This is a genomic window from Streptomyces sp. NPDC002403 (genome assembly GCF_053593015.1).
The window spans coordinates 24,165-46,870 of sequence record NZ_JBSFBQ010000027.1; the positions used below are offsets into that span (position 1 = coordinate 24,165).

The 22,706-nt window shown below is 71.1% G+C and carries 23 protein-coding genes and 1 pseudogene; 5 read left to right on the forward strand and 19 right to left on the reverse strand.

Going from position 1 to position 22,706, the window contains the following annotated elements:
* Positions 1-8: 8 nt before the first annotated feature.
* On the reverse strand, positions 9-953 hold the full coding sequence (locus ACWCPY_RS26220; protein WP_451268859.1) for an LLM class F420-dependent oxidoreductase: 945 nt from the start codon (positions 951-953) through the stop codon (positions 9-11).
* A 399-nt stretch (positions 954-1,352) separates the two neighbouring features.
* Here ACWCPY_RS26220 and ACWCPY_RS26225 point away from each other — a divergent pair, with 399 nt between their 5' ends.
* The gene (locus tag ACWCPY_RS26225; protein WP_451268861.1) at positions 1,353-2,159 is read left to right on the forward strand and encodes a hypothetical protein; all 807 of its coding nucleotides are present in this window, start codon (positions 1,353-1,355) and stop codon (positions 2,157-2,159) included.
* Positions 2,160-2,242: 83 nt separating this feature from the next.
* Here the strand turns inward: ACWCPY_RS26225 and ACWCPY_RS26230 are convergent.
* The 6 genes and pseudogenes from ACWCPY_RS26230 to ACWCPY_RS26255 all read right to left on the reverse strand — a co-directional run.
* Positions 2,243-2,494, reverse strand: a pseudogene (locus ACWCPY_RS26230) (SpoIIE family protein phosphatase); the annotation flags it as partial.
* Between the two features lie 23 nt (positions 2,495-2,517).
* On the reverse strand, positions 2,518-2,937 hold the full coding sequence (locus tag ACWCPY_RS26235; RefSeq protein WP_451268863.1) for a hypothetical protein: 420 nt from the start codon (positions 2,935-2,937) through the stop codon (positions 2,518-2,520).
* Positions 2,938-3,073: 136 nt separating this feature from the next.
* Positions 3,074-3,943, reverse strand: coding sequence for an isocitrate lyase/PEP mutase family protein (locus tag ACWCPY_RS26240; RefSeq protein ID WP_451268865.1), 870 nt, complete (start codon positions 3,941-3,943; stop codon positions 3,074-3,076).
* A gap of 485 nt (positions 3,944-4,428) precedes the next feature.
* The gene (locus tag ACWCPY_RS26245) at positions 4,429-5,391 is read right to left on the reverse strand and encodes a phosphotransferase family protein (RefSeq protein WP_451268867.1); all 963 of its coding nucleotides are present in this window, start codon (positions 5,389-5,391) and stop codon (positions 4,429-4,431) included.
* Between the two features lie 19 nt (positions 5,392-5,410).
* Positions 5,411-7,315 (reverse strand): AMP-dependent synthetase/ligase, encoded by a 1,905-nt coding sequence (locus ACWCPY_RS26250; RefSeq protein WP_451268869.1) that lies wholly within the window; start codon positions 7,313-7,315, stop codon positions 5,411-5,413.
* 113 nt (positions 7,316-7,428) lie between these two features.
* Positions 7,429-8,697, reverse strand: a complete 1,269-nt coding sequence (locus tag ACWCPY_RS26255) for an acetyl-CoA C-acetyltransferase (RefSeq protein ID WP_451268871.1) — start codon at positions 8,695-8,697, stop codon at positions 7,429-7,431.
* Positions 8,698-8,768: 71 nt separating this feature from the next.
* Between ACWCPY_RS26255 and ACWCPY_RS26260 the strand changes: the two genes are divergently transcribed.
* Both ACWCPY_RS26260 and ACWCPY_RS26265 read left to right on the forward strand, forming a co-directional pair.
* Positions 8,769-10,088: a 3-oxoacyl-ACP reductase gene (locus ACWCPY_RS26260; RefSeq protein ID WP_451268873.1), complete on the forward strand. Its 1,320-nt coding sequence runs from the start codon at positions 8,769-8,771 to the stop codon at positions 10,086-10,088.
* Between the two features lie 4 nt (positions 10,089-10,092).
* On the forward strand, positions 10,093-10,929 hold the full coding sequence (locus ACWCPY_RS26265; protein ID WP_451268875.1) for a MaoC family dehydratase: 837 nt from the start codon (positions 10,093-10,095) through the stop codon (positions 10,927-10,929).
* Here ACWCPY_RS26265 and ACWCPY_RS26270 read toward each other — a convergent pair.
* The 6 genes from ACWCPY_RS26270 to ACWCPY_RS26295 form a co-directional block, all read right to left on the reverse strand.
* The gene (locus tag ACWCPY_RS26270; RefSeq protein WP_451269004.1) at positions 10,883-11,512 is read right to left on the reverse strand and encodes a TetR/AcrR family transcriptional regulator; all 630 of its coding nucleotides are present in this window, start codon (positions 11,510-11,512) and stop codon (positions 10,883-10,885) included. The genes ACWCPY_RS26265 and ACWCPY_RS26270 overlap by 47 nt on opposite strands.
* Before the next feature lie 165 nt (positions 11,513-11,677).
* Positions 11,678-13,021 (reverse strand): dicarboxylate/amino acid:cation symporter, encoded by a 1,344-nt coding sequence (locus tag ACWCPY_RS26275; protein ID WP_403773165.1) that lies wholly within the window; start codon positions 13,019-13,021, stop codon positions 11,678-11,680.
* 449 nt (positions 13,022-13,470) lie between these two features.
* On the reverse strand, positions 13,471-13,725 hold the full coding sequence (locus ACWCPY_RS26280) for a DUF4229 domain-containing protein (protein WP_317866102.1): 255 nt from the start codon (positions 13,723-13,725) through the stop codon (positions 13,471-13,473).
* Positions 13,726-13,876: 151 nt separating this feature from the next.
* Positions 13,877-14,404, reverse strand: a complete 528-nt coding sequence (locus ACWCPY_RS26285) for an N-acetyltransferase family protein (RefSeq protein WP_451268877.1) — start codon at positions 14,402-14,404, stop codon at positions 13,877-13,879.
* A 111-nt stretch (positions 14,405-14,515) separates the two neighbouring features.
* A complete protein-coding gene (mqnE, locus tag ACWCPY_RS26290; protein ID WP_093540068.1) occupies positions 14,516-15,679 on the reverse strand; it encodes an aminofutalosine synthase MqnE in 1,164 nt (387 codons plus the stop codon).
* Between the two features lie 97 nt (positions 15,680-15,776).
* Complete coding sequence (locus ACWCPY_RS26295) at positions 15,777-16,232, reverse strand: Lrp/AsnC family transcriptional regulator (protein WP_329814571.1); 456 nt, start codon at positions 16,230-16,232, stop codon at positions 15,777-15,779.
* Between the two features lie 132 nt (positions 16,233-16,364).
* On the opposite strand from ACWCPY_RS26295, the gene ACWCPY_RS26300 reads away from it, so the two are divergent.
* Positions 16,365-16,499, forward strand: coding sequence for a hypothetical protein (locus ACWCPY_RS26300; RefSeq protein ID WP_256260259.1), 135 nt, complete (start codon positions 16,365-16,367; stop codon positions 16,497-16,499).
* An 8-nt stretch (positions 16,500-16,507) separates the two neighbouring features.
* Here the strand turns inward: ACWCPY_RS26300 and ACWCPY_RS26305 are convergent, their stop codons facing one another.
* A complete protein-coding gene (locus tag ACWCPY_RS26305; RefSeq protein ID WP_451268880.1) occupies positions 16,508-17,182 on the reverse strand; it encodes a UbiX family flavin prenyltransferase in 675 nt (224 codons plus the stop codon).
* A 139-nt stretch (positions 17,183-17,321) separates the two neighbouring features.
* Here ACWCPY_RS26305 and ACWCPY_RS26310 point away from each other — a divergent pair, with 139 nt between their 5' ends.
* The gene (locus tag ACWCPY_RS26310) at positions 17,322-17,957 is read left to right on the forward strand and encodes a rhomboid family intramembrane serine protease (protein ID WP_451268882.1); all 636 of its coding nucleotides are present in this window, start codon (positions 17,322-17,324) and stop codon (positions 17,955-17,957) included.
* Between the two features lie 31 nt (positions 17,958-17,988).
* Here the strand turns inward: ACWCPY_RS26310 and ACWCPY_RS26315 are convergent, their stop codons facing one another.
* The 5 genes from ACWCPY_RS26315 to ACWCPY_RS26335 all read right to left on the reverse strand — a co-directional run bounded on the left by ACWCPY_RS26315 (position 17,989) and on the right by ACWCPY_RS26335 (position 22,644).
* Complete coding sequence (locus ACWCPY_RS26315; protein WP_451268884.1) at positions 17,989-18,654, reverse strand: DUF4232 domain-containing protein; 666 nt, start codon at positions 18,652-18,654, stop codon at positions 17,989-17,991.
* Positions 18,655-19,051: 397 nt separating this feature from the next.
* A complete protein-coding gene (mqnP, locus tag ACWCPY_RS26320; RefSeq protein ID WP_451268886.1) occupies positions 19,052-19,969 on the reverse strand; it encodes a menaquinone biosynthesis prenyltransferase MqnP in 918 nt (305 codons plus the stop codon).
* Positions 19,966-21,423 (reverse strand): menaquinone biosynthesis decarboxylase, encoded by a 1,458-nt coding sequence (locus ACWCPY_RS26325; RefSeq protein WP_451268888.1) that lies wholly within the window; start codon positions 21,421-21,423, stop codon positions 19,966-19,968. The genes mqnP and ACWCPY_RS26325 overlap by 4 nt, the downstream gene beginning before the upstream one ends.
* A gap of 104 nt (positions 21,424-21,527) precedes the next feature.
* Positions 21,528-21,872, reverse strand: a complete 345-nt coding sequence (locus ACWCPY_RS26330) for a hypothetical protein (RefSeq protein ID WP_451268890.1) — start codon at positions 21,870-21,872, stop codon at positions 21,528-21,530.
* Between the two features lie 37 nt (positions 21,873-21,909).
* Complete coding sequence (locus tag ACWCPY_RS26335; protein WP_451268892.1) at positions 21,910-22,644, reverse strand: GntR family transcriptional regulator; 735 nt, start codon at positions 22,642-22,644, stop codon at positions 21,910-21,912.
* Positions 22,645-22,706 lie beyond the last annotated feature (62 nt).

The window sequence follows — 22,706 nt, forward strand, 5'->3', positions numbered from 1 at the left end:
CCTGACTCCTACCTGTCGAGATGGGGTGCGACCTCGGCGGCGAACACCGCCATCTGGTCGGTCAGTTCGCTGCGGCTCCGGCTGCGGAACCGCACCTGGATCTGGTGGACGCCCATGGCCCGGTACGCGCGCAGCGACTCGGCGACGGCCTCCGGCTTCCCGGTGAGGGTGCGCCGCCCGACGGACCACGCCGGCTCACCGACGTACAGCGGCTCGGTGATCGCACCGATGACGATCGGCGCCTCGACCCCGGCCGCCTCCCGCAGCTGCTTCAGCCGGGCGATCTGCGCGGGCAGCTTCTCCCGGGGATCACCCTGCGGCAGCCAGCCGTCGCCCCGCACGGCCGCCCGGCGCACGGCGGCCGGCGAGGAGCCACCCACCCAGACCGGCACCCGCTCCTGGGCCGGCCGGGGCAGCTGCCCGAGGCCGCCGAAGGAGAACCGCTCCCCCGCGAACTCCGGGTACTCCTCCGGGCCGAGGGCCGCCTTCAGCGCGTCGATGGTCTCGTCGAGCACGGCGCCCCGCCCGTCGAAGTCCGCCCCGAGCGCCTCGAACTCCTCCGGCACGTGCCCGGCCCCGACCCCGAGGATCAGCCGGCCGCCGCTGAGGTGGTCGAGGGTGGCGTACTGCTTGGCGGTGGCCAGCGGGTGGCGCAGCCCGACGACGGCGACATGGCTCATCAGCAGGACCCGCTCGGTGGTCCCGGCCAGGAAGGCCAGGGTGGCGACCGGGTCGTACCAGACGGTGCCCATGACCCCGGCGAGCCTGCGCGGGATCGCGACGTGGTCGCAGCTCGCCAGATAGGCGAAGCCGGTGCGGTCGGCGGTGCGGGCGATCGCGGCGAGGTCGGCCGGGGTGGCCGCCGCCTCCCACCCCTCGGCGTAGATGGTGCTCTGCGACTGGATCGGCAGCTGCATCCCGTACGACAGCGGCCCGGCGGTCGATATCGGCACCGTGCGGCCTCCTCCCGAAATGATCTGACACACCGTCACCTGACGGGGCGCGGGGCCATCGTCGTACCTGACGCTTCATCAGACAAGAGGCGGGGGACGCAGAAGCGGTTGGCCCTCGGGGTCGGTGAGTACGATGAAGTCGGGGTCGTCCGGGTACAGGTCCCGGTCGACGTGCCGGCCGCCAGGGAAACCAGCCGCTCGAACTCGGCGGTCCGGCCGGCCGGGTCGGCAGGTGAAATAGGGTTTCTGCCCCGATCGCTAGGATGCCGGGGCCAGCACCTGCGGTCCGTGAAACGAACACCTTCACAACCAGTGGTGCCGGGCTGTGGATTCACTTGCGAGAGCCCAGAGGACGGTCCGCGGTCGCGGGCCGCCCGTGACCTATGGAGTTCGAACAACATGAGACCTCGACGTCTGCGCCCCTACGTGTACATAGGAAGCCTCCTCGCAGTCGGCCTCCTGGCCGGCTGCTCCTCGTCGAACGGGTCGGCCGAGCCGACGCGTTCGGAATCGTCTTCCGACCGGCCCACGCACGGGAGCGACAGCCCGAAGGAGTCTTCCCCGGCCTTCGCCACCCCGGCCGAGTGCGACGGACTCCAGCTCAAGGGCGGTACGACCCTCGCTGGTTCGGCCCTGTCGAAGTGTCTGGTGGCCGCCCTGAAGGCGTACGGATCGGGGACGGAGTCCGTGCAGTCGGGGGACGAGTCGGGGACCTCGCGGTTCATCTTCGGGGACGAGCCCGCGCTGGCCGGCTCGATGACGGGGCCGGAGGGGGAGAAGGCGTACGTCTTCAAGGGCGAGGACGAGTGGATCAAGACACCAGGGCTCGGCAAGTGGGTCAAGGGGGACAAGAACAGCAGTGACCCGCAGGAGCAGATCGTGGCCGCCACGGGGAAGCTCTACCGCGCGCTCGCCGATCCGGAGATGACGGCGCAGATGATCGCGTCGGCGCCGGAGTGGACCGTCGAGCAGGAGCGGCCCGTGGTCTCCCTGGAGAACGGGGAGGACGTCACGGCGTGGCGGATCGTGAACAAGGAGCCGTACACGTTCCTGGGCGCGGCCGTGCGGGAGCACATTCTCTGGTTCGGGGACGACTTCACGCCCTACGGCGGTCAGGCCGAGTCCCGGACGGGCGGCGTGATGAGCACGACCACGCAGCACTTCTACGACCTGGGCAAGCCGGTGACGATCGAGGCGCCCGAGTAGGCCCGCAGACCTGTCACGCACCGCGTCCCGGGCCCCGTCGTCCGGGGCGCGGAACGCGGGCGGACAGGCTCCTGCAGCGGGCCGACGACGAGGGCCGTGTCGTCGTCGGCGCCCGCCGATGGCAGCAGATCCGCCGGCAGGGCCTCAGCGAGGACTTCGGCCCCGGCTCCGCGGTGCCGGGTCAGGGAGGCGGCGAGCCGGGCAAGGCCGGTGTCGATGTCTTCGTCCCGGCGCTCGACCAGCCCATCGGTGTACAGCACGAGAAATGAGCGCTCGGTGAAGGGCACCGTGGCCTGCGCCCAGGGGCCGTGGTCGAGACGGGCGCCGAGCGGCGGAACAGGTGGTCCGGGCCGGGCCGTCAGGAGTCCGCGTCGCCCTCGTCGTCGTCCCCTCCGGTCGCCGCGCTCTCGGGGGCCTTCGCCGCCGCCTCCTCCGCCTCGTCCTCCTCCTCCTCGTCCTCGTGTTCGTCCGGGGCGGCCTGGAGGCCCACGCCCTGCGAGGCCGACACGTTCTGGTCGATCGCGCCACCGCCGCCGTCGTGGTCGCTGCCCGCCGTGCCCTTGCTGAGCGGGGCCAGCACGTTGAGCGTGCGGTCCACCTCCAGCCAGGAGTCGGCGTTGGAGTTGTCGATGGTGATCACGGAGGGGCCGTGGTGCGTCTCCATGCCGCCGTCCGGGGCGTCGGCCCAGGCGGCGCCCGCGGCCCACTGGCCCTGGCAGAGCGCGCCGAGGACGACCGAAGCCAGGGCCGCACGCGCCCTGGACGAGGTGATTCCCATGTGTCCTTGTCCTTCTTTCGCTGTGGTTCACGTGGCGCCGGGGCCCATGGAGCGTGGGGGTTCCTCCACGGGCCCCGGCGTTCGGGCGGAGCGGATACGGGCCGGGCGCTCCCCCGCACCCGGCGCGCAGTCCGCGTCAGACGGTCACGGCCACGGGCTCGGGGGCCGGGTGATGCCTGCTGATGTTCTTCTCCAGCAGCTCCGTCGAACGCTGCACCCCGATTCCCTCGGCGGGCACGAACTCGGGAAGCCGCCCGTCGGAGCGCTTGAGATCCGTCAGCGCGCTGTCGATGGCCGCGTGCGCGGCGAAGAGGCAGGGGGTGCTGTAGATGGCCACCTGGCACTCCAGGTCGGTCAGTTCGGAGAGCGAGAGCCGGGGCGACTTGCCGCCCGCGATCTGGTTGAAGAGCAGCGGCTTGTCACCGACCACCTTCCGGATGCGCTTGATCCACTCGACGCTGCGCACCCCGTCGACCAGGACGACGTCGGCGTCCGTCTCGGCCAGTGCCTCGGCCCGGCGCAGGATGTCGGCCTCCTCCGTGGCGTCCGTGCGCGCGACGACCACCAGGTCCCGCCTGCTCTCCAGCACCAGGTTGAGCTTCTCCAGGTACTCCTCCAGCGGCAGCACCTGCTTGCCGTCCGCGTGACCGCACCTGCGGGGGCGCTTCTGGTCCTCCAGGATGATGCCGGAGGCGCCGATCCGCTCCAGTCGCTGCACCACGTGGCAGGCGACCTCGGGATCGACATAGCCGTCGTCGATGTCGACCAGCAGGTGGTGGGAGGGGAAAGCCAGCCGCAGCCGCTCCACGAAGGCCACCATGTCCGGCCAGGCGATGAAGCCGATGTCGGGGAGCCCGTAGTGGGAGGCGGCGAAGCCGAATCCGGACACGAAGAATCCGTCGTAGTGCCGGGCCACGACGGAGGCCGAGTACATGTCGTAAATACCGATGAGCGGAGTCGTTCCCGGAGACCGGACTTCTTCCCTCAGTGCAGTTCCGTAGCGCACAGCGTCTCTCCTTGACCAATGGATGAACGGGTGTCGAGTGATTCCGTCCCGGGTGATGCGGGCTCCGTCGACGCCGGACCCGGAGCCACCGATGCCTCGGGTGCGGGAACACCACGCGCGGGCTCGCCCGCGAAAGAGGCAGCGGCATTCCAGCCGCACGGGACGTAGGACTGTCCTCTTGCGAAGACGCGTATATCTATACAGCCATGACCGTGTCTTTACTCCGGGACGCGCCGCTTTTTACCTTGCGTGCGAGGCCTATCGGGCGCACGCCGGGGCCTTCGGACGGCGCACGGAATACGGCGGGCGCTTTCTTTCGGATCATCCGAAACAGCAACCCGGGAAAGCGCGGAACGCCTTGCGTATACGCCGTGTTGACGTTCTACGGGATTGCCGGGCGGCAGCGCGGAAGGCCGCTGTCCGGCGTTTTCACCGACCGGTTCAGCAGTAACGTTCCGCCCTTCCGCGGGCCGTCGGCGGCAGGCCTATCGGTCGAACTGTTCGAGAAGGCTCTCCACATAGCCTTCCAGCCGCTCCGCGAGTACCGGGGGCGTCAGGTCGGTCCGTCCCAGCTCCCGCCACGGGGTCGCCAGCTTCTCCGCGTCCGGTGCGTAGGCCAGCGCGTCCAGCAGCCGCCAGTACAGGTGGTCCGCCGCGCTCGCGGCCGTCCGCCCGCCCGCCGCCCCGTACCGCCCGGCGAAGCTCATCCCGGCCGGGACGCCGTGCAGCAGCGCCAGCGCCGTCGAGCAGTGCGCGACATCCAGGTCGGCCGGGCCCCAGGAGGTCTCGACCCAGTCGACGACCCCGCTGATCCGCGACTCCGCACCCGTGCCGGCGAAGAGCACATTGCCCGGATGGAAGTCGCGGTGCAGGAACGTCGGTACGTACGCGGGAGGTTCGCGCCGGATCACGTCCACCGCCCGCCGCCACAGCAGCGGCCGCCCGGTGACCTCGGGCACCCGCACCCGGTCCGGCGCGGTCCACGCCTCGTAGGCGCGCGGACGGGTCGCGTCGGTGACCTCGACCGCGTGAATGCCCGCCAGCTGCCCGGCCAGCAGCCCGATGCGCAGCTCCGCCCCCGCGTCCTCGACCCGCACCTCGCCGGGCAGCAGGGTCATCAACAGCGAGGGATGGTCGCAGCGTTCGCCCCGGGCGTCGACGGCCACGCACCGCGCCGCCGGGACGTCCGTACCGTCCAGCAGCCGCAGGACGTCCGCCTCGCGGGTGAGCAGCCCCGGTGCGTGGCGCACGTAGAACGGCTTGACGAAGGACCGCAGGACCAGCGAACGCCCGCCCCGCGGACCGGAGATGTCCAGCCGCCGCATCTGCGAGCTCCATCCGCCGAGCAGCCGCCGCACACCCTCGATCCGCTCCCCCGGCGCCAGGTTCCTCTCGGCCCAGGCCCGCGTCGCCGCCCAGCCGGATCCGCCGTCCGTCGCTTCACCCATACGGGGAGCCTAGGGCCTCTCACTTCCGGTACAGCGCCTCGATCTCCTCCCCGAAGTCCCGCGCGATCGCGTCCCGTTTCAGTTTCAGCGAGGGCGTCAGATGGCCGCTCTCCTCGGTGAAGTCCACGGGCAGGACGGCGAATCTGCGGATCGACTCCGCGCGGGAGACCAGCCGGTTGGCCTCGTCGACGGCGCGTTGCAGCGCCGTGCGCAGCTCGTCGTCGTCGACGAGTTCCCGTATCGGTACGTGCTGCTTCTTCTTCATCCGGCGCCAGTGGGCGAGCCCGTCCGGCTCCAGGGTGATCAGGGCGGTGATGAAGGAGCGGTTGTCGCCGACCACCATGCACTGGCCGACCAGCGGGTGGGCGCGCAGCCAGTCCTCCAGGGGCGCCGGGGTGACGTTCTTGCCGCCGGAGGTGATGATGATGTCCTTCTTGCGGCCGGTGATCGTGAGATAGCCGTCCTCGTCGAGCGCGCCCAGGTCTCCGGTGGCGAACCAGCCGCCCTCCTGTACGGGCACGGCCCGGCCCTGTTCCGCGTCCCAGTAGCCCTGGAACACCTGGCCGCCGCTGAGCAGCACCTCGCCGTCGTCCGCGATCCGCACGGCGGTGCCGGGCAACGGCCAGCCGACGGTGCCCAGGCGCGGCCTGAGCGGCGGGGTGACGGTGGCGGCGGCGGTGGTCTCGGTCAGGCCGTAGCCCTCGAAGATCTCGATGCCCGCGCCCGCGTAGAACGCCGCGAGCCGGTGGCCCAGCGGGGAGCCGCCGCAGATCGCGTACCGGACGTGCCCGCCGAGCGCGGCGCGGATCCGGCGGTAGACCAGCGGGTCGTACAGGGCGCGCGCCGCCCGCAGGCCCAGGCCCGGACCCGGGCCGGTGCCGTGTTCGGCGGCCTCCACGGCCTCCCCGTACCGCTGGGCGATAACCGCGGCACGGTCGAACGACGCGGCGCGGCCCATCTTCTCGGCGGTGGCGCGGCCGGTGTTGTAGACCTTCTCCAGCACGTACGGGATGGCCAGCAGGAACGTCGGCCGGAAACCGGCGAGGTCGGCGAGCAGGTCCTCGGTCCGGATGGACGGGGCGTGGCCGAGGCGGACCCGGGCGCGCAGGCAGCCGATCGCGACCATCCGCCCGAAGACATGGGAGAGCGGGAGGAAGAGCAGCGTGGACGCGGGGTCCTTGCTGATCGACTTGAAGACCGGGTGGAGGAGTTCGATCGCGTTGTCGACCTCGGCGAAGAAGTTGCCGTGGCCGAGCACGCAGCCCTTGGGCCGGCCGGTGGTGCCGGAGGTGTAGATGAGGGTCGCGGGGGTCTCCGGCTCCAGCGTGGCCCGGCGGGCGGTGACGGTCTCGTCGGGGACGTCCCGGCCGAGGGTCTTCAGCCGGCCGAGCGCGCCCGTGTCGAACTGCCACAGGTGGACGAGATGGCCGAGCTGCTTGCGCTCCTGGCTGATCAGCCGTCCCTGGTCCGCGGTCTCCACGGCGCACGCGACGGCGCCGGAGTCCTGGAGTATCCAGCGGGCCTGGAAGGCGGAGGAGGTCGGGTAGATGGGGACGGTGACCAGCCCGGCGGCCCAGGCCGCGAAGTCGAGCAGGGTCCACTCGTAGGTGGTCCGGGCCATGATCGCGATCCGGTCGCCTGCGGCGAGGCCCTCCGCGATCAGGCCCTTGGCGACGGCGAGCACCTCGTCGGCGAACTCCGCCGCCGTCACGTCCTGCCAGCCGCCGTCCGGCCGTTTGCGGCTGAGCACGGCGTCGGCGGGGGCCTCGCGGGCGTTGTCGAACGGGATCTCGGCGAGCGAGCCGCGGCGAACGGGCGGTGCGGCGGGCGGTACGGAGACCTGCCGCACCGAGCCGTCCGCGGCCCTGGACCTGGTCGGCTCGACGAGGACGGGGGCGGCTGGGGCGGTGGGTGACGTGGACACGTGCGGCTCCTCAACGTGGGATCGGGTGATCTCGCCGGGTCCGTCCGGCGGCCGGTTCGTCCGAGGCGTCAGGGGTGCGGTGGACGCCGGAGATGCCGGAGGCATCAGGGGTGTCAGGGGCGTTCGAGGATGGCCGTGACGCCCTGGCCGCCCGCCGCGCAGATCGAGATCAGGCCCCTGCCCGGCGCGTCCCGCTCCGCCAGGAGCTTCGCGAGGGTGGCGACGATCCGGGCGCCGGTCGCGGCGAACGGGTGGCCGGTGGCGAGTGAGGAGCCCGCGACATTGAGCCGGTCCCGGTCGACGGGCGCGAGACCCTGCTCCTCCCAGGCCGCGAGGGTGGCCAGCACCTGGGAGGCGAAGGCCTCGTGGATCTCGAACAGGTCGAAGTCCTCGATGGTGAGCCCGGCGCGCTCCAGCATGCGCGGCACGGCGTACGCGGGCGCCATCAGGAGTCCGTCGTCGCCGTTCACGTAGTCGACGGCCGCCGTCTCGTACAGGGAGAGAAAGGCGAGCGGCTCCAGGCCGTGCGCGCGGGCCCACTCCTCGCTCGCCAGCAGGACGGTCGCGGCGCCGTCGGTGAGCGGGGTGGAGTTGCCCGCGGTCATCGTCGCGTCGGGGTGGTCGGTGCCGAACACCGGCTTCAGCGCGGCGAGCTTCCGGGCCGTGGAGCCGGGGCGGAGGTTCTGGTCGCGGGTCAGGCCCCGGAAGGGGACGACGAGGTCGTCCAGGAAGCCGCGCTCGTACGCCGCCGCGAGCCGCTGGTGACTGGTGGCCGCGAGCAGGTCCTGGTCCTCGCGGGTGATGCCCCACCGGCGGGCGGTGACCGCCGCGTGCTCGCCCATCGAGAGACCGGTGCGGGGTTCCGCGTTGCGCGGGATGTCCGGGACGAGGTGCCGGGGACGTACGCCCGCGAGTGCCTTGATCCTGGCGCCCGTCGACTTGGCCCGCCGGGCGCCGAGCAGCAGCCTGCGCAGCTCGTCGTTGACCCCGAGGGGCGCGTCGCTCGTGGTGTCGGTGCCGCCCGCGACCGCCGAGTCGATCGCCCCGAGCATGATCTTGTTCGCCGCGGCGACGACCGCCTGGAGGCCGGTGCCGCAGGCCTGTTGGACGTCGTACGCGGGGGTGCGCGGGTCGAGTGCCGAGCCGAGCACGGTCTCGCGGGCCAGGTTGAAGTCGCGGCTGTGCTTGAGCACGGCGCCCGCGGCGAACTCGCCGACCCGCTCCCCCCGGAGTCCGAACCGCTCGACCAGACCGTCCAGGGCGGCCGTGAGCAGCTGTTGGTTGGAGGCCTGCGCGTACGGGCCGTCGGAGCGCGCGAACGGGACGCGGCTGCCGCCGATGACCGCGACCCTGCGGGGCTGCGGGAGTTCGAGGGGGATCATCTCGACCAGCTCCTGACTCTTGAGTAACCTTACTCCAGAGTAAATCTACGACCGAGCAGGGAGTCTGGACAATGGCCGACCGCTATCTGCACTTCACCGGCACAGCACCCGGCCGTTTCCTGACCCGGCGGCTCGGGCTCCCGCAGCCCGCCCCGCTGCGTCGCTGGTCGCCGGCGACCCCGACGCTGGACGGCCCGCTGCTGCACCTCACCGCCGGGGACTCCGCGGTCACGAAGGAGCTCGGCACGCTCCTCGCGGCCACCGGCCTCGACGTCACCGCACGCGCCGACCGGCCCGCCGGGATCGTGCTGGACGCGACGGCCGTCGACACCCCCGGCGGCCTCGCCGCTGTCCACGCCGCGCTGCACCCGGTGGTCCGTTCCCTGGCGCCGGGCGGGCGCGTCGTGGTGCTGGGGGTGCGGCCGTCCGCCGACGACCACCACCAGGCCGCCGCCCAGCAGGCACTGGAAGGGTTCGTACGCTCACTGGGCAAGGAGATCGGCAGGGGCGCCACCGTACAGCTGCTCCGCATCGCACCGGAAGGCGTCGCCGGCGCCGAATCCACCCTGCGCTTCCTGCTCTCACCCCGCTCCGCGTACATCAGCGGCCAGGTGATCGAGCTGACCGCCGCCGCGCCCGGCCCCGTCGCCGACTGGGCCGCACCGCTCGCCGGGCGCACCGCGCTGGTCACCGGCGCGGCGCGCGGCATCGGCTCCTCGGTCGCCGAGGTGCTGGTCCGGGACGGCGCCCGGGTCGTCTGCCTGGACGTCCCGCAGGCGGGGGACGAGCTGGCCCGTACCGCCGACCGGCTCGGCGCCACCGCGCTGCCGCTGGACATCACCGCCGACGACGCGGCGGCACGGATCGCCGCCGCGGCCGCCGACGGCCTCGACGTCCTCGTCCACAACGCGGGCATCACCCGCGACCGCCGCCTCGCCAACATGCCGGCGGACCGCTGGGCCCCGGTCCTCGACGTCAACCTCGACAGCGTGCTGCGCACCACGGACGCGCTGCTGGCGGCGGGCACCGTCAACCGCGGCGGCCGGATCGTCGCCACCGCGTCCATCGCCGGCCTCGCGGGCAACAACGGCCAGACGAACTACGCGGCGAGCAAGGCGGGCATCGTCGGACTGGTCCGCTCGCTGGCCCCGCGCGCCGCCGCCGACCACGGCGTCACGGTCAACGCGGTGGCCCCCGGCTTCATCGAGACGAAGATGACCGCGGCCGTCCCCCTCTTCATCCGGGAGGCGGGCCGCCGGATGAACTCCCTCTCGCAGGGCGGTCTCCCGGTCGACGTGGCCGAGACGACCGCCTGGTTCGCCCAGCCCGCCTCGACGGCCGTCAACGGCCAGGTCGTACGCGTCTGCGGCCAGAGCCTGCTGGGGGCGTGACCCGGTGCCGAATCCGAACGTGTCACTCGTACGGGCAGCTGTCACGTCCCCGTTCAAGCGGGCCGGCCGGCCGGGCGCCACCCTGCCCGCCGACCGGGTCGTGCTCCCGGCCGCGCCGATCGCCGCCGCCCCGCTCGCCGCGTACCGCCGGATCTGCGGCTACCCCGACCAGGGACCGCTGCCGCTCACCTACCCGCACGTACTGGGTTTCCCGGCCACCATGCGGCTGATGACCGCCCGGAGGTTCCCGCTGCCGGTCGTCGGCCTCGTCCACACCTGGATCGAGATCACCCGGCACCACCCCCTGCACCCCACCGACCCGCTCGAACTCACCGTGTACGCCGAGGCGTTGACGCCGCACCGGCGCGGCACCGAGGTCACGATGGTCACCGAGGCACGGCTGTCGGGCGAGCCTGTCTGGGAGTCCCGCAGCGGCTACCTCTCCCGGCACACCACGGACACGGCCCCCGCCCCGGGGGACACCGCCCCGGTCCCGGAGCTCCCCGCCGTCGCCGAGTGGCAGCTGCCCGGCGATCTGGGCCGGCGATACGGCGCCGCCTCGGGCGACCGGAACCCCATCCACCTCCACCCGCTCACCGCCCGGCTCTTCGGCTTCCCCCGCGCCATCGCCCACGGCATGTGGACCGTCGCCCGCTGCCTGGCCGAGGCACCGTGCCCCGAGGAGATCCAGCGGGTGCGGGCCGACTTCAGGGCCCCGGTCCTGCTGCCCGCCACCGTCACCTACGCGGCGGACGCCACCGGCTTCCAGCTGCGCGGCGACGGCCGCGTCCACCTCACCGGGCGGACGGGCCCGTCGGCTGCCAGGGACGGCCGTTCATGAGGTTCTCCAGCCCCGCCCAGGAGAAGTTCATCAAGGTGGCCGCGGCCTCCTTCGCCGAGACGCCCGGGGTCTCGTTCGCCCACCCGGCGAGCGACTCCGCGGCGCCCACGAGCGCCTGCGCGAGCCCCGACACATCGCGGTCGGGCAGCGCCGGATCGTGGTGCGCCTCGCGGGCCGCGGCCCCGATCAGCTCCGTCACGAAAGCAACGATCTCGTCCCGCATCGCCATCACCTCGGTGGCGAAGGGCTCGCCGTGCGTACGGGCCTGGCGGTGCAGCACCGCCCACCCGTCCGGGTGCTCCGCCGTGTGCGTGAAGAACGCCCGCAGCCCGGACCACAGTTGCCGATCGGCCGGCAACCCCGGTTCCGCCCCCGCCCGCACCGCTTCGACCAGCGCTTTCGCCTCGCGCCGGATACAGGCGGTGAAGAGCTCCTCCTTGGAGTTCAGATACAGATAGACCAGCGGCTTGGACACCCCCGCCAGCTCGGCGATCTCATCCATCGAGGCGGCCCGGTACCCACGCTGCCCGAAGGTCCGCACGGCCGCGTCCATCATCTGCTGCTCACGCACGGCCCGAGGCATCCGTTTGCTCTTCACAGCACCCACGTCGACTTCCTCCCGCCCCCGGTGTGCCACTCCCCGGTAAGGGTACGGCGCGGGGTTCGGCCCCGTCGTACGCGGCGGCGCCCCCGGTCCTGCCCGAAGGCGGTGGACCGGGGGCGCCGGCGTGTGTCGTGCGACGAGCGGTTACGCGGCGACCGGCACCCGCTCCGGCTCGGTGTCGCGCACCTCGTCGTCGACCGGGGAGGAGGAGGCCGAGTTGTACGCGTCGTGGTCGAGGATCTTCTCGCGGGCCGAGACGATCACCGGGACCAGCGCCTGACCGGCCACGTTCGTGGCCGTCCGCATCATGTCCAGGATCGGGTCGATGGCCATCAGCAGACCGACGCCCTCCAGCGGGAGGCCCAGCGTGGACAGGGTGAGGGTCAGCATGACCGTCGCACCGGTGAGACCGGCGGTGGCCGCCGAACCGATCACCGAGACGAACGCGATCAGGATGTAGTCACCGACGCCGAGCTGCACGTCGAAGATCTGCGCGATGAAGATCGCCGCCAGCGCCGGGTAGATCGCGGCGCAGCCGTCCATCTTGGTGGTGGCGCCGAACGGGACGGAGAAGGAGGCGTACTCCTTCGGGACGCCGAGGCGTTCGGTGACCTTCTGGGTGACCGGCATGGTGCCGACCGAGGAGCGGGAGACGAAGGCCAGCTGGATGGCCGGCCAGGCACCCTTGAAGAACTGCACCGGGCTGAGCTTGGCGACGGTGGCGAGCAGCAGCGGGTACACGCCGAACAGCACCAGGGCGCAGCCGATGTAGACGTCGGCGGTGAACGTCGCGTACTTGCCGATCAGGTCCCAGCCGTAGTCGGCGATCGCGTAGCCGATGAGGCCGACGGTGCCGATGGGGGCGAGGCGGATGACCCACCACAGGGCCTTCTGGAGAAGCTCCAGGACGGACTCGCTGAGGGTGAGGATCGGCTGGGCCTTCTCGCCGAGCTGGAGCGCGGCGATACCGGCGACGGCGGCCATGAAGACGATCTGGAGCACGTTCAGCTCGGTGAACGGCGTGATCACGTTGTCCGGGATGATGCCGGTGAGGAAGTCGAGCCAGGAGCCCGCGTGCTCCGGCAGCTTGCCGTCCTTCGGCGTGAGGCCCGTTCCGGAGCCCGGGTTGGTGACCAGGCCGATCGCGAGGCCGATCGCGACCGCGATCAGCGAGGTGATCATGAACCAGAGCAGGGTGCGGGTGGCCAGCCGGGCGGCGTTGTTGACCTTGCGCAGGTTGGTGATCGACACCAGGATCGCGAAGAAGACGAGGGGCGCGACGGCCAGCTTCAGCAGCTGGACGAAGATGTGGCCGACCTTGTCGAGCGTGGTGTAGAGCCAGCCGATGTCGTACGTACGCGTGAGCCAGCCGAGTACGACACCGAGGACGAGACCGGCGACGATCTGGGCCCAGAACGGGACCTTGGGTATACGGAAACCGGAGCCGGACGGACTGTCGGCAGCGGTGGACGCGGGATTCGCGGACACGGACACACTCCAGATGTGACGCATCGGGGCGCACGGGGACGACTGTGCGGGGGGGACGGGGGGTGCGGCGCCCGCGTCAGGGGCGGCGCCGCTGCATGGTGCCGTTCAGACCTTGCGGCAACAGACCGCGGACATACAGCGGCAGAGGTCGACATGCAGGCGCTCCACGAGCGGGACGCTCGCGGCGTGTCGATGGCGCACTGCTGTCTTCATGTCGAACACGTTAACACTTGAACTTTGAGAAGCTCAAAGCTCTTCTTTGACCCGGATGGGCCCGCGGCACCGCCGTCATCGCTCCCCGGGCCGCCCCGGACCGCCCCGGACGCCTGCGGGAACGACAAAACCCCAGTACAGGAGCGGGCGCTCCGGCGCTGGGGTTTCGATGGAAAACTCTGCGGGTGTGAGGAAGCTTACGTAGTCCTTACGCAGCCCTCACGCCGTCGCCACCGTCACGGGGTGACGTGGTCCTCGCGGGTGCGGTTCGCCTCGAGGCGTTCCTTGGCGCGGTCGACCGTGGACACGATCTGCTCGGACATCTCGTCGCGCTGCTTGCGCAGCAGCACATAGCTGAGCGGCGCGGACAGGACCAGGGCGAGCAGAATCACCCAGACGAGATTGGAGCCGTTCGTCCCGGAGGGCAGCAGACCGAAGTGGACGGCCACGGCCGCGACGGCGAAGCAGCCGACGAAGATGCTGAGGCGCATCGCGGTGTACCGAATGGTCGCGCTCGGCTTGGCAGCGGACACAGTTGGCCTCTCTCTCAACGTATGACGGTCCTTCGATCCTGCCCGACCAGTGAAGCATGCCCCGGAATCGATCAGTTCGGAGGGCTCCGCCAATGGGGGCGGGCGCATCTCAGAGACCGAGCGGCAGCAGCATGATGATGTCGTCGCGGTCGTCGCCGTCGGCCACCCGGATCGCGTCGGGCACCCGCCCGACCTCCTTGTATCCGCACGAGGCGTAGAAGCGGTCCACGCCGGTGCCGCCGCGGCAGGTGAGCCGGACGGCCTCGATCCCCTCGATCCCGCGGGCGGCCCGCGCCGCGGCGTCCATCAGATCGCGCCCGTAGCCCTTGCCCTGGTGGCGGGGGTGGACCATCACCGTGTACAGCCAGAGCCAGTGCGCCATCAGCCGGTGGGTGTTGAGGGTGAGGAAGGCCGTGGCCGCGACGGCGCCGTCCTCGTCGCGGCCGATCAGCAGGCGGGTGCGCCCCTCGGCCATGGCGACCAGGTGCTTGACCAGCTCGGGCCGTATGTCCTCGATGGTGACGGGCGGCACGAAGCCGACCGCGCCGCCCGCGTTGGAGACATCGGCCCACAGTTCGGCGATGCCGTCCCGCAGGGTGCGGTCGAACGTCGGATCCAGCTCGAATGTAAGTGCCATAGCGGCAGATTAGCTATTACAGCCCTCTGGTCTCAAGCCATGTCCGGTACGCGAGAAAGCCCCGGCCGAAGGCCGGGGCTTTCCACGTCCGGACTGCTGGTGACCGGAGGATCAGACGCGCATCGGCTGCGGCGACTCGCGCCGCCCGGCGTCCGGGCCCGGGTACTCGCGGATGATCTCGTACCGGGTGTTGCGCTCGACGGGCCGGAAGCCCGCGTCGCGGATCAGGTCCAGCAGATCCTCGCGGCCGAGTTTGTTCGGCGTGCCGTAGTTGTCCGCATCGTGCGTGATCTTGTACTCGACGACCGAGCCGTCCATGTCGTCCGCGCCGTGCTGGAGCGCGAGCTGGGCGGTCTGCACACCGTGCATCACCCAGAAGACCTTGACGTGCGGGACGTTGTCGAAGAGCAGCCGCGAGACCGCGAAGGTCTTCAGCGCCTCGGCACCGGTCGCCATGGTCGTCCGCGCCTGGAGCTTGTTGCGGACCTTGCCGTCCTTCATGTCCACGAAGTCGTGCTGGTAGCGCAGCGGGATGAAGACCTGGAAGCCGCCGGTCTCGTCCTGGAGCTCACGCAGCCGCAGCACGTGGTCGACGCGGTGCCGGGGCTCCTCGATGTGCCCGTACAGCATGGTCGCCGGGGTCTTGAGCCCCTTCTCGTGCGCCAGGCGGTGGATCCGCGACCAGTCCTCCCAGTGGGTGGCGTGGTCCACGATGTGCTGGCGGACCTCCCAGTCGAAGATCTCCGCGCCGCCGCCGGTCAGCGACTCCAGGCCGGCCTCGATCAGCTCGTCCAGGATCTCGGAGGCCGAGAGCCCGGAGATGGTCTCGAAGTGGTGGATCTCGGTGGCGGTGAACGCCTTGAGGGAGACCTGCGGCAGGGCCTCCTTCAGCGCGCTCAGCGAGCGCGGGTAGTAACGCCACGGCAGGGTGGGGTGCAGCCCGTTGACGATGTGCAGCTCGGTGAGGTTCTCGCCCTCCATCGCCTTCGCGAGGCGGACGGCCTCCTCGATGCGCATGGTGTACGCGTCCTTCTCGCCCGGCTTGCGCTGGAACGAGCAGTAGGCGCACGACGCGGTGCACACATTGGTCATGTTGAGGTGCCGGTTGACGTTGAAGTGCACGACGTCGCCGTTCTTGCGCGTGCGCACCTCGTGGGCGAGGCCGCCGAGCCAGGCCAGGTCGTCCGACTCGTAGAGGGCGATGCCGTCCTCACGGGTCAGCCGCTCCCCTGCGCGGACCTTCTCCTCCAGCTCGCGCTTGAGCCCGACGTCCATGCGGCTGCCTCCCAGTTGTCGACGTGCTGTGCGTTTCCCGGTGCCGGTGATACCGGGTGAAACCCCCGGTCACCCCGGGGGCCCCACCACGGTACGCCTACGCCTCGTCGGGAAGTTCTCCGACCCGGTTCTCCCACTTGGTGGAGAGCACGATCGTGGTGCGCGTGCGCGAGACACCCCTCGTGCCGCTGAGCCGGCGGATGGTCTTCTCCAGGCCGTCCACGTCACCGACGCGCACCTTGAGCATGTACGAGTCGTCGCCCGCGATGAACCAGGCGTCCTCGATCTCCGCGAGGTCCTTCAGCCGGCGGGCGACGTCCTCGTGATCGGCCGCGTCGGACAGCGAGATGCCGATCAGGGCCGTGACCCCGAGCCCCAGGGAGGCGGCGTCGACGGTGGCGCGGTAGCCGGTGATGACACCGGCGCTTTCCAGCCGGTTGATGCGGTCGGTGACGCTGGGCCCGGAGAGCCCGACGAGCCGTCCCAGCTCGGCGTACGAGGCCCTGCCGTTCTCCCTGAGGGCCTGGATGAGCTGCCTGTCCACCGCGTCCATGTGACTGAAACCTTCCATTGTTCAGCAGTATCGCGAGTCTACGTGTAGAATCTAAGGCATGCAGGCTTCATCGCCTGTAAATCTTTCCGAACATCCAAAAAATGCTTTCGAATCTTCAGGAGTGAGAACACCGTGTACACGATCGAGATGGCCTACGCCCGAATGCGCGAGCTGCAGGACCTGGCCAACCGCTCGCGTGCCCACCAGCCCGCCGCCGCGCACCGGGTCGACCGGACCCGCAAGCCGCGCGCCATGAAGAAGCGCTGACACCGGGCTCAGCCACGGGAGTCACGGGAGCCGCCACCGAGCTCTCCCTCCCACCGGCGGTACAGGTCGTGCGGCACGCCCGCCGCGTCCAGTACCCGCCCGGCGACGAAGTCCACCAGATCCTGGATGTGCGTCGCCCCCGCGTAGAACGCCGGAGAGGCGGGCAGCACCACGGCGCCCGCCTCGTCCAGGCTCACCAGATGCTTCAGCGTCTGCCCGTTCAGCGGGGTCTCCCGCACCGCGACGACCAGCTTCCGCCGCTCCTTGAGCGTCACGCTCGCGGCCCGCTGGAGCAGATCCTTCGAGAGCCCGAGCGCCACTCCGGCCACACAGGCCGTCGAGGCCGGGACGATCAGCATCCCCTTCGCCGGGTACGACCCCGAGGACGGGCCCGCTCCCAGATCACCGGCCGCCCAGTGCCGTACGCCCTCGATGTCCACGTCGAAGGTGTGCGGTTTCCCGTCCGCCCCGCGCGCCAGCCAGCTGCGCAGGTCCTCCTGCCAGTGCCCGTCGCGGAACGCGATCCCGGTCTCGTCCAGCAGCGTCAGCCGCGAGGCCCGGCTCACCACCAGATCGACGCTCTCCCCCGCTTCCAGCAGACCGCGCAGCACGGCGGCGGCGAATGGGGTGCCCGAAGCGCCTGAAACCCCGACAATCCAAGGCTGCCGCTGGTGCTGAGTCACTGAAGTCCCGGAATCCACACTCCTGAGCCTATCCGGCGGCAGGGAACCGGAACTGAGTAAGGTGCCTCGGGCGTTCCAGGGGTGGGAACAGGAACGGCGGGCAACCGCAAGGAACGACAGGGGACGACAGGGGGGCACGATGGCCGCGTCGTGGGACCGGTCCGCGCCGGCGTGGACCGCGGGCGACCGCGCGAAGACCGCGGCCGGGCTGATGCTCGGCTGGGTGGCGTTCCTCTGGCTGCTCGAAGGCGTCGACGCCGCGACCGGCCATGCGCTGGACTCGTTCGGGATCGAGCCCCGCCGGGCCGGGGAGCTGCTGGACGTGGTGCCCGCGTCCTTCGTCCACTTCGGCTTCGGCCACGTCTCCTCCAACAGCGTGCCGCTGCTGGTCTTCGGCTTCCTGGCGGCGCTGAGCGGCGTCCGCAGATTCGCCGCCGTGGCCGCGATGATCATCGTGGTCGACGGGCTCGGCGTCTGGCTGGTCTCACCGGACGGTTCCAACACGGCGGGCGCGTCCGGGCTGGTCTTCGGCCTCTTCGGCTATCTGCTCGTCCGGGGGTTCGTGGACCGCAGGGCGCTCGACATCGCCGCCGGTCTGGTGGTCGGCGCGATATGGGGCTCGTCGATCCTGGTGGGGCTCTCCCCCGCCAACACCTCGGTCAGCTGGCAGGGGCATCTGTTCGGGCTGGCGGCGGGCGTGGCGGCGGCGTTCGTCTTCCGCCGCCCCGCGCGCGGCCGGAGCACGGCGCCGCCCGCCCGGCCGCTCATACCGTAGAGCGTTTGACGGACTCCCCCCGGTGTCCGGGTCAGCCCTCGCCCTGACCGGCGCTCCCCATGGGGCCGACCTTCACCTGGGAGCCGGAGCCGTCCGTGACGGGCAGGGTGGCGGCGCCCGGCCATTCGACGGAGAACGACTTCGTCTCGTCCGGCGGGGTCACCACCAGGGCCGTGATGCGGACGCCGGAGCCACCCGACGTGTTGAGCGGGTAGTTGATGCCGAAGTACACCGACTTCCCGTCCTTGAGGGTCATCGGAGTGGCCTTCTCACCGGTGCGCTCCGCGGACAGCGACCCCGCGCTGGTCTTCAGGTCGACGCCCGCGTACCCGGAGAGCACGCAGTCCCGGCCGCCGTTGTTCTTGAACTCCACCGCGACGGTGCCCTCGGTGTCGCCGTCGATGGTGCTGTCCGACGCGGTGATGTCCAGGTCGTCGGTGCGGCACTTGCCGATCCTGCTGTTCCCGCCGGCCCCGGTCCCGGCGGCCGTGCCCTGCCCGCCGGATCCCTTTCCGGCGGAGTCCTTGCCGCCGTCCTGGTCCGTACCGCCCGAGCCCGAGCCGCCGCTCGCGGATGCCGCGGAGGACGCGGACGACGGGGCGGTCTGTCCCAGGTCGTCCTCGCCGTCCTGGCAGGCCGTGAGCGAGAGACCGGCGACAACGGCCAGGGCGGCGAAGGTGAGCTTGCGTGCGCGCATCGTTTCTTCCTCAGTGTCAGTGGGGGGTGTCGGCGGCTCGGCACGGTCGGTACGAGCGAGCGTTTCTGATCACCAAGAGCCGCCCCGCCCGGCGACCCGTTCCGCCCAACCACCCGCTAATACACCCCTGTTACACGTGCAGCCAGGCACAACGCGCACCACCGCCGGGCGTGCCCCGCCCGCACCCGCCCCTGCCGCGCCCGCTCCCCGCCGCCGTCCGGCAAGGGAAACAGGGGCCGGACACGGCTCGCCCTACCGCGCCGGGAAGCGCCGCCGGCCGGCCGGGACGGAGGTTCCTGCCGCCGTTGCGCACCCGTCGGCACCCGCGGCCCTCTGGGACGGACCCGTGACGCGGCGGTCCTTGACCACCGCGGGTGACCTCCCCCGCCGGGTGGGCTCAGACGGTCAGGCCCCGCACCAGCAGGTCCAGGAGGGCGCAGGCGAAGAGCGCGATCCCGATGAAGCCGTTGACCGAGAAGAACGCCCGGTTCAGCCGGGACAGATCGTGCGGCCGCACCACCCGGTGCTCGTACACGAACGCGACGGCGACGATCGCCATGCCGATCCAGTAGAACAGCCCGGCCTGCGTGGCCAGCCCGAACCAGACCAGCAGCCCGGTCGTCACCACATGGCAGACCCGCGCGCCCCACAGCGCGGCCGGGATGCCGAAGCGGGCCGGCACCGAGAGCACCCCGTGCGCCCGGTCCGCCTGGACGTCCTGGCAGCCGAAGATCAGGTCGAAGCCGCCGATCCAGATCCCCACCGCGAGACCGAGGATCACCGCGTCCCACGACCAGCTGCCGGTCACCGCGAGCCAGGCACCGATCGGCCCTATGGCCTGCGCGATGCCGAGGATGGCGTGCGGGTAGTGGGTGAACCGCTTCCCGTACGGATAGACCACCATCGGCACGACGGCGACCGGCGCGAGGGCCAGACAGAGCGGGTTCAGCAGCGCGGCGGCGCCGAGGAAGAGGATCACGGCGACGAGCGCCCCGGTCCACGCCGACTTCACCGAGACCGCCCCGGTGACCAGCTCCCGGCTCGCGGTCCGCGGGTTACGGGCGTCGATCTCGCGGTCGATGATCCGGTTGCAGGCCATCGCGAAGGTCCGCAGCCCCACCATCGCGATCGTGACGAGGAGCAGGGTGCCCCAGTGGATGGACCTGTCCGCCCGGAACATCGCGGTCAGGGCGGCGATGTACGCGAAGGGCAGCGCGAAGACCGAGTGCTCGATCATCACCAGCCGCAGGAACGCCTTGACCTTGCTGTTCGGATGTACGGGCCCTGAGCCCAGTGCTGCTTCGGCGGCGCTCACAGTCCGTATTCCTTCCACCGGCGGTCGACCTTCGCCGCCGTCCCGGGGTCGGACTCGACCATGTCCGGCCAGCCACCGTCCCGGGTGTAGCCCTCCTCGGGCCACTTCTTCGTCGCGTCGATGCCCGCCTTGCCGCCCCAGAACTGCTGGTAGGAGGCATGGTCGAGGTGGTCGACGGGGCCCTCGGTGACCGTCAGGTCCCGCGCGTAGTCCGTGTTGCCGAGGGCCCGCCACGCCACCTCGTGCAGATCGTGGACGTCGCAGTCGGAGTCCACGACCACGATCAGCTTGGTCAGCGACATCATGTGCGCGCCCCAGATGGCGCTCATCACCTTCTGGGCGTGCTTCGGGTACTTCTTGTCGATCGAGACGATCGCGCAGTTGTGGAAGCCGCCCGCCTCCGGCAGGTGGTAGTCCACGATGTCCGGCACGATGATCTTGAGGAGCGGCAGGAAGAACCGCTCGGTGGCGCGCCCCAGCGGCCCGTCCTCGGTCGGCGGCCGGCCGACCACGATCGACTGGAGCAGCGGACGCTTCCGCATGGTCACGCAGTCGATGGTCAGCGCGGGGAACGGTTCCTGCGGCGTGTAGAAGCCGGTGTGGTCGCCGAACGGCCCCTCGGGAAGCATCTCCCCGGGCTCCAGCCACCCCTCGATGACGACCTCGGCCTGCGCCGGGACCTGGAGCGGCACGGTCTTGCAGTCGACCATCTCGATCCGCTTGCCCTGGATGAACCCGGCGAAGAGGTACTCGTCGATGTCCCCCGGCAGCGGTGCGGTGGAGGCGTACGTCACGGCGGGCGGGGCGCCGAACGCGATGGCGACCGGCAGCCGCTCGCCGCGCCTGGCGGCGACCTGGTAGTGGTTGCGGCTGTCCTTGTGGATCTGCCAGTGCATCCCGATGGTGCGGCGGTCGTGACGCTGGAGCCGGTACAGCCCCAGGTTCCGCACGCCGGTCTCCGGGTGCTTGGTGTGGGTGAGACCCAGGTTGAAGAAGGAGCCGCCGTCCTCGGGCCAGGTGAAGAGCGCGGGCAGCAGATCCAGGTCCACGTCGTCGCCGGTGAGGACCACCTCCTGCACCGGGGCGCTCTCCTGCTTCACCTTCTTCGGCGGCACGTGCACCATCGAGCCGAGCTTGCCGAAGGCCTCCCGCACCCCGACGAAGCCGTGCGGCAGCTCCGGCTTGAGCAGCCCGCCGATCCTGTCGCTGATGTCGGAGTAGGACTTCAGCCCGAGCGCCTTGAGCAGTCGCCTGTCGGTCCCGAAGACGTTCATGGCCAGGGGCATCGAGGACCCCTTGACGTTCTCGAAGAGCAGCGCGGGACCGCCCGCCTTGTTCACCCGGTCGACGATCTCGCCGACCTCCAGGTAGGGGTCGACCTCGGCCTTGATGCGCTTGAGCTCGCCCTCGCGCTCCAGGGCCCGGAGGAGGGAACGAAGATCGTCGTAAGCCATGCCGTCCAGTTTGTCATCACCGTCGGCGATCAACCGGGGGACCCCACCTCGGCGGCCCCGACGCGACGCAGTCGCACCGCGCGAGCCACCCCACGTCGCGGCATTCACGGCCCATGGGCGCCTTCGGCCTCCGCTCCCCGCCCCGCCGACCGGCTCTGCTGGAGGCGTCCACCCCGGCTCTCGGCGATGCGTAGCACGTCGGTCAGGCATTCGGCCAACCGGGCAGCGGAAAAGCGGAGTTCGGTCGCCGTCGCACCGGCGGCGGCAATGATCGGCCTGGCACAGTCGAGAACCTCGGCGCCCATGTCGAGTTGCACGACTTCCATCTCGTCAGCGACGCGCGACACATACCCGTGGCCATCCGTACGCAGGTAGCACGGTCCGCCGTCCGGCCTGGCCCAGGGAAGCAACCGGGCACAGGTGGCATCGAGTTGCTCTGAGGAGCTCATGAAATGGAGACTGGACCGGTTGACCGGTCCAGTCAAGTCATTCAGGGCTGCTTCCACCCATCGGGTAGCTGTCGACCTGCTCCCAGAGATGCGCCGGGGTCACCCCCTCCTCGCACACCAGCGCGCGCCCGTCGCTGTCGGTCGCCACGTGGAGGACGACCGCGACAGCGGCCGGCAGTGTGAGATCGAGCTGCCCGGCCTCGCCCTCGGTGGCGAGGCGTACCGAGAGCACGTCCGTCCCCCGGGCCGGAAACCTGCCGAGCGTCCGGGCGACGTAGCGCGTGGTCCCTTCCGCGATCGGCCCCTTCTGGGCGAGCTTGGGGCAGGCGTCGGCCACCTCCGCCGGGAACCACGCGGCGACCAGGGAGAGCGGCGTGCCGTCGTCGAGCAGCATCAGCCGGTCACGGCGAAGGGCGACAGCGTCGCTCCCCAGCCCGAGGGCCTCGGACACCCTCGCCGACGGCTGCTCCCTGACGGGCGTACCGAGGCGCCGGAACGGTCCACCACCGGATACGCGGGCCGAGCCGGCGGTCCGCCGCCCCGCCGGGCGGGCCACGGGAGTCTCGACGACCGTGAAGCCCGAGCCCTGCCGGGCCACGACGAGCCCGTCCCCGCGCAGCACATCCATCGCCTTGATGACGGTGGCCCGCGACACCGACCACTGCTCGCACAGGTCACGCCCGGACGGAAGGAGGTCGCCCGGGCCGAACTCCCCGTCCGAGATCCTGACGCGAAGGGACTCGGCGATCTGCTCGTACTTGAGTAGCGGCACAGCGGCCTCCTGGTAACTGGACTGGTCAACCGGTTACGTTAGCCGAGGGGCGCCCAGGGCCC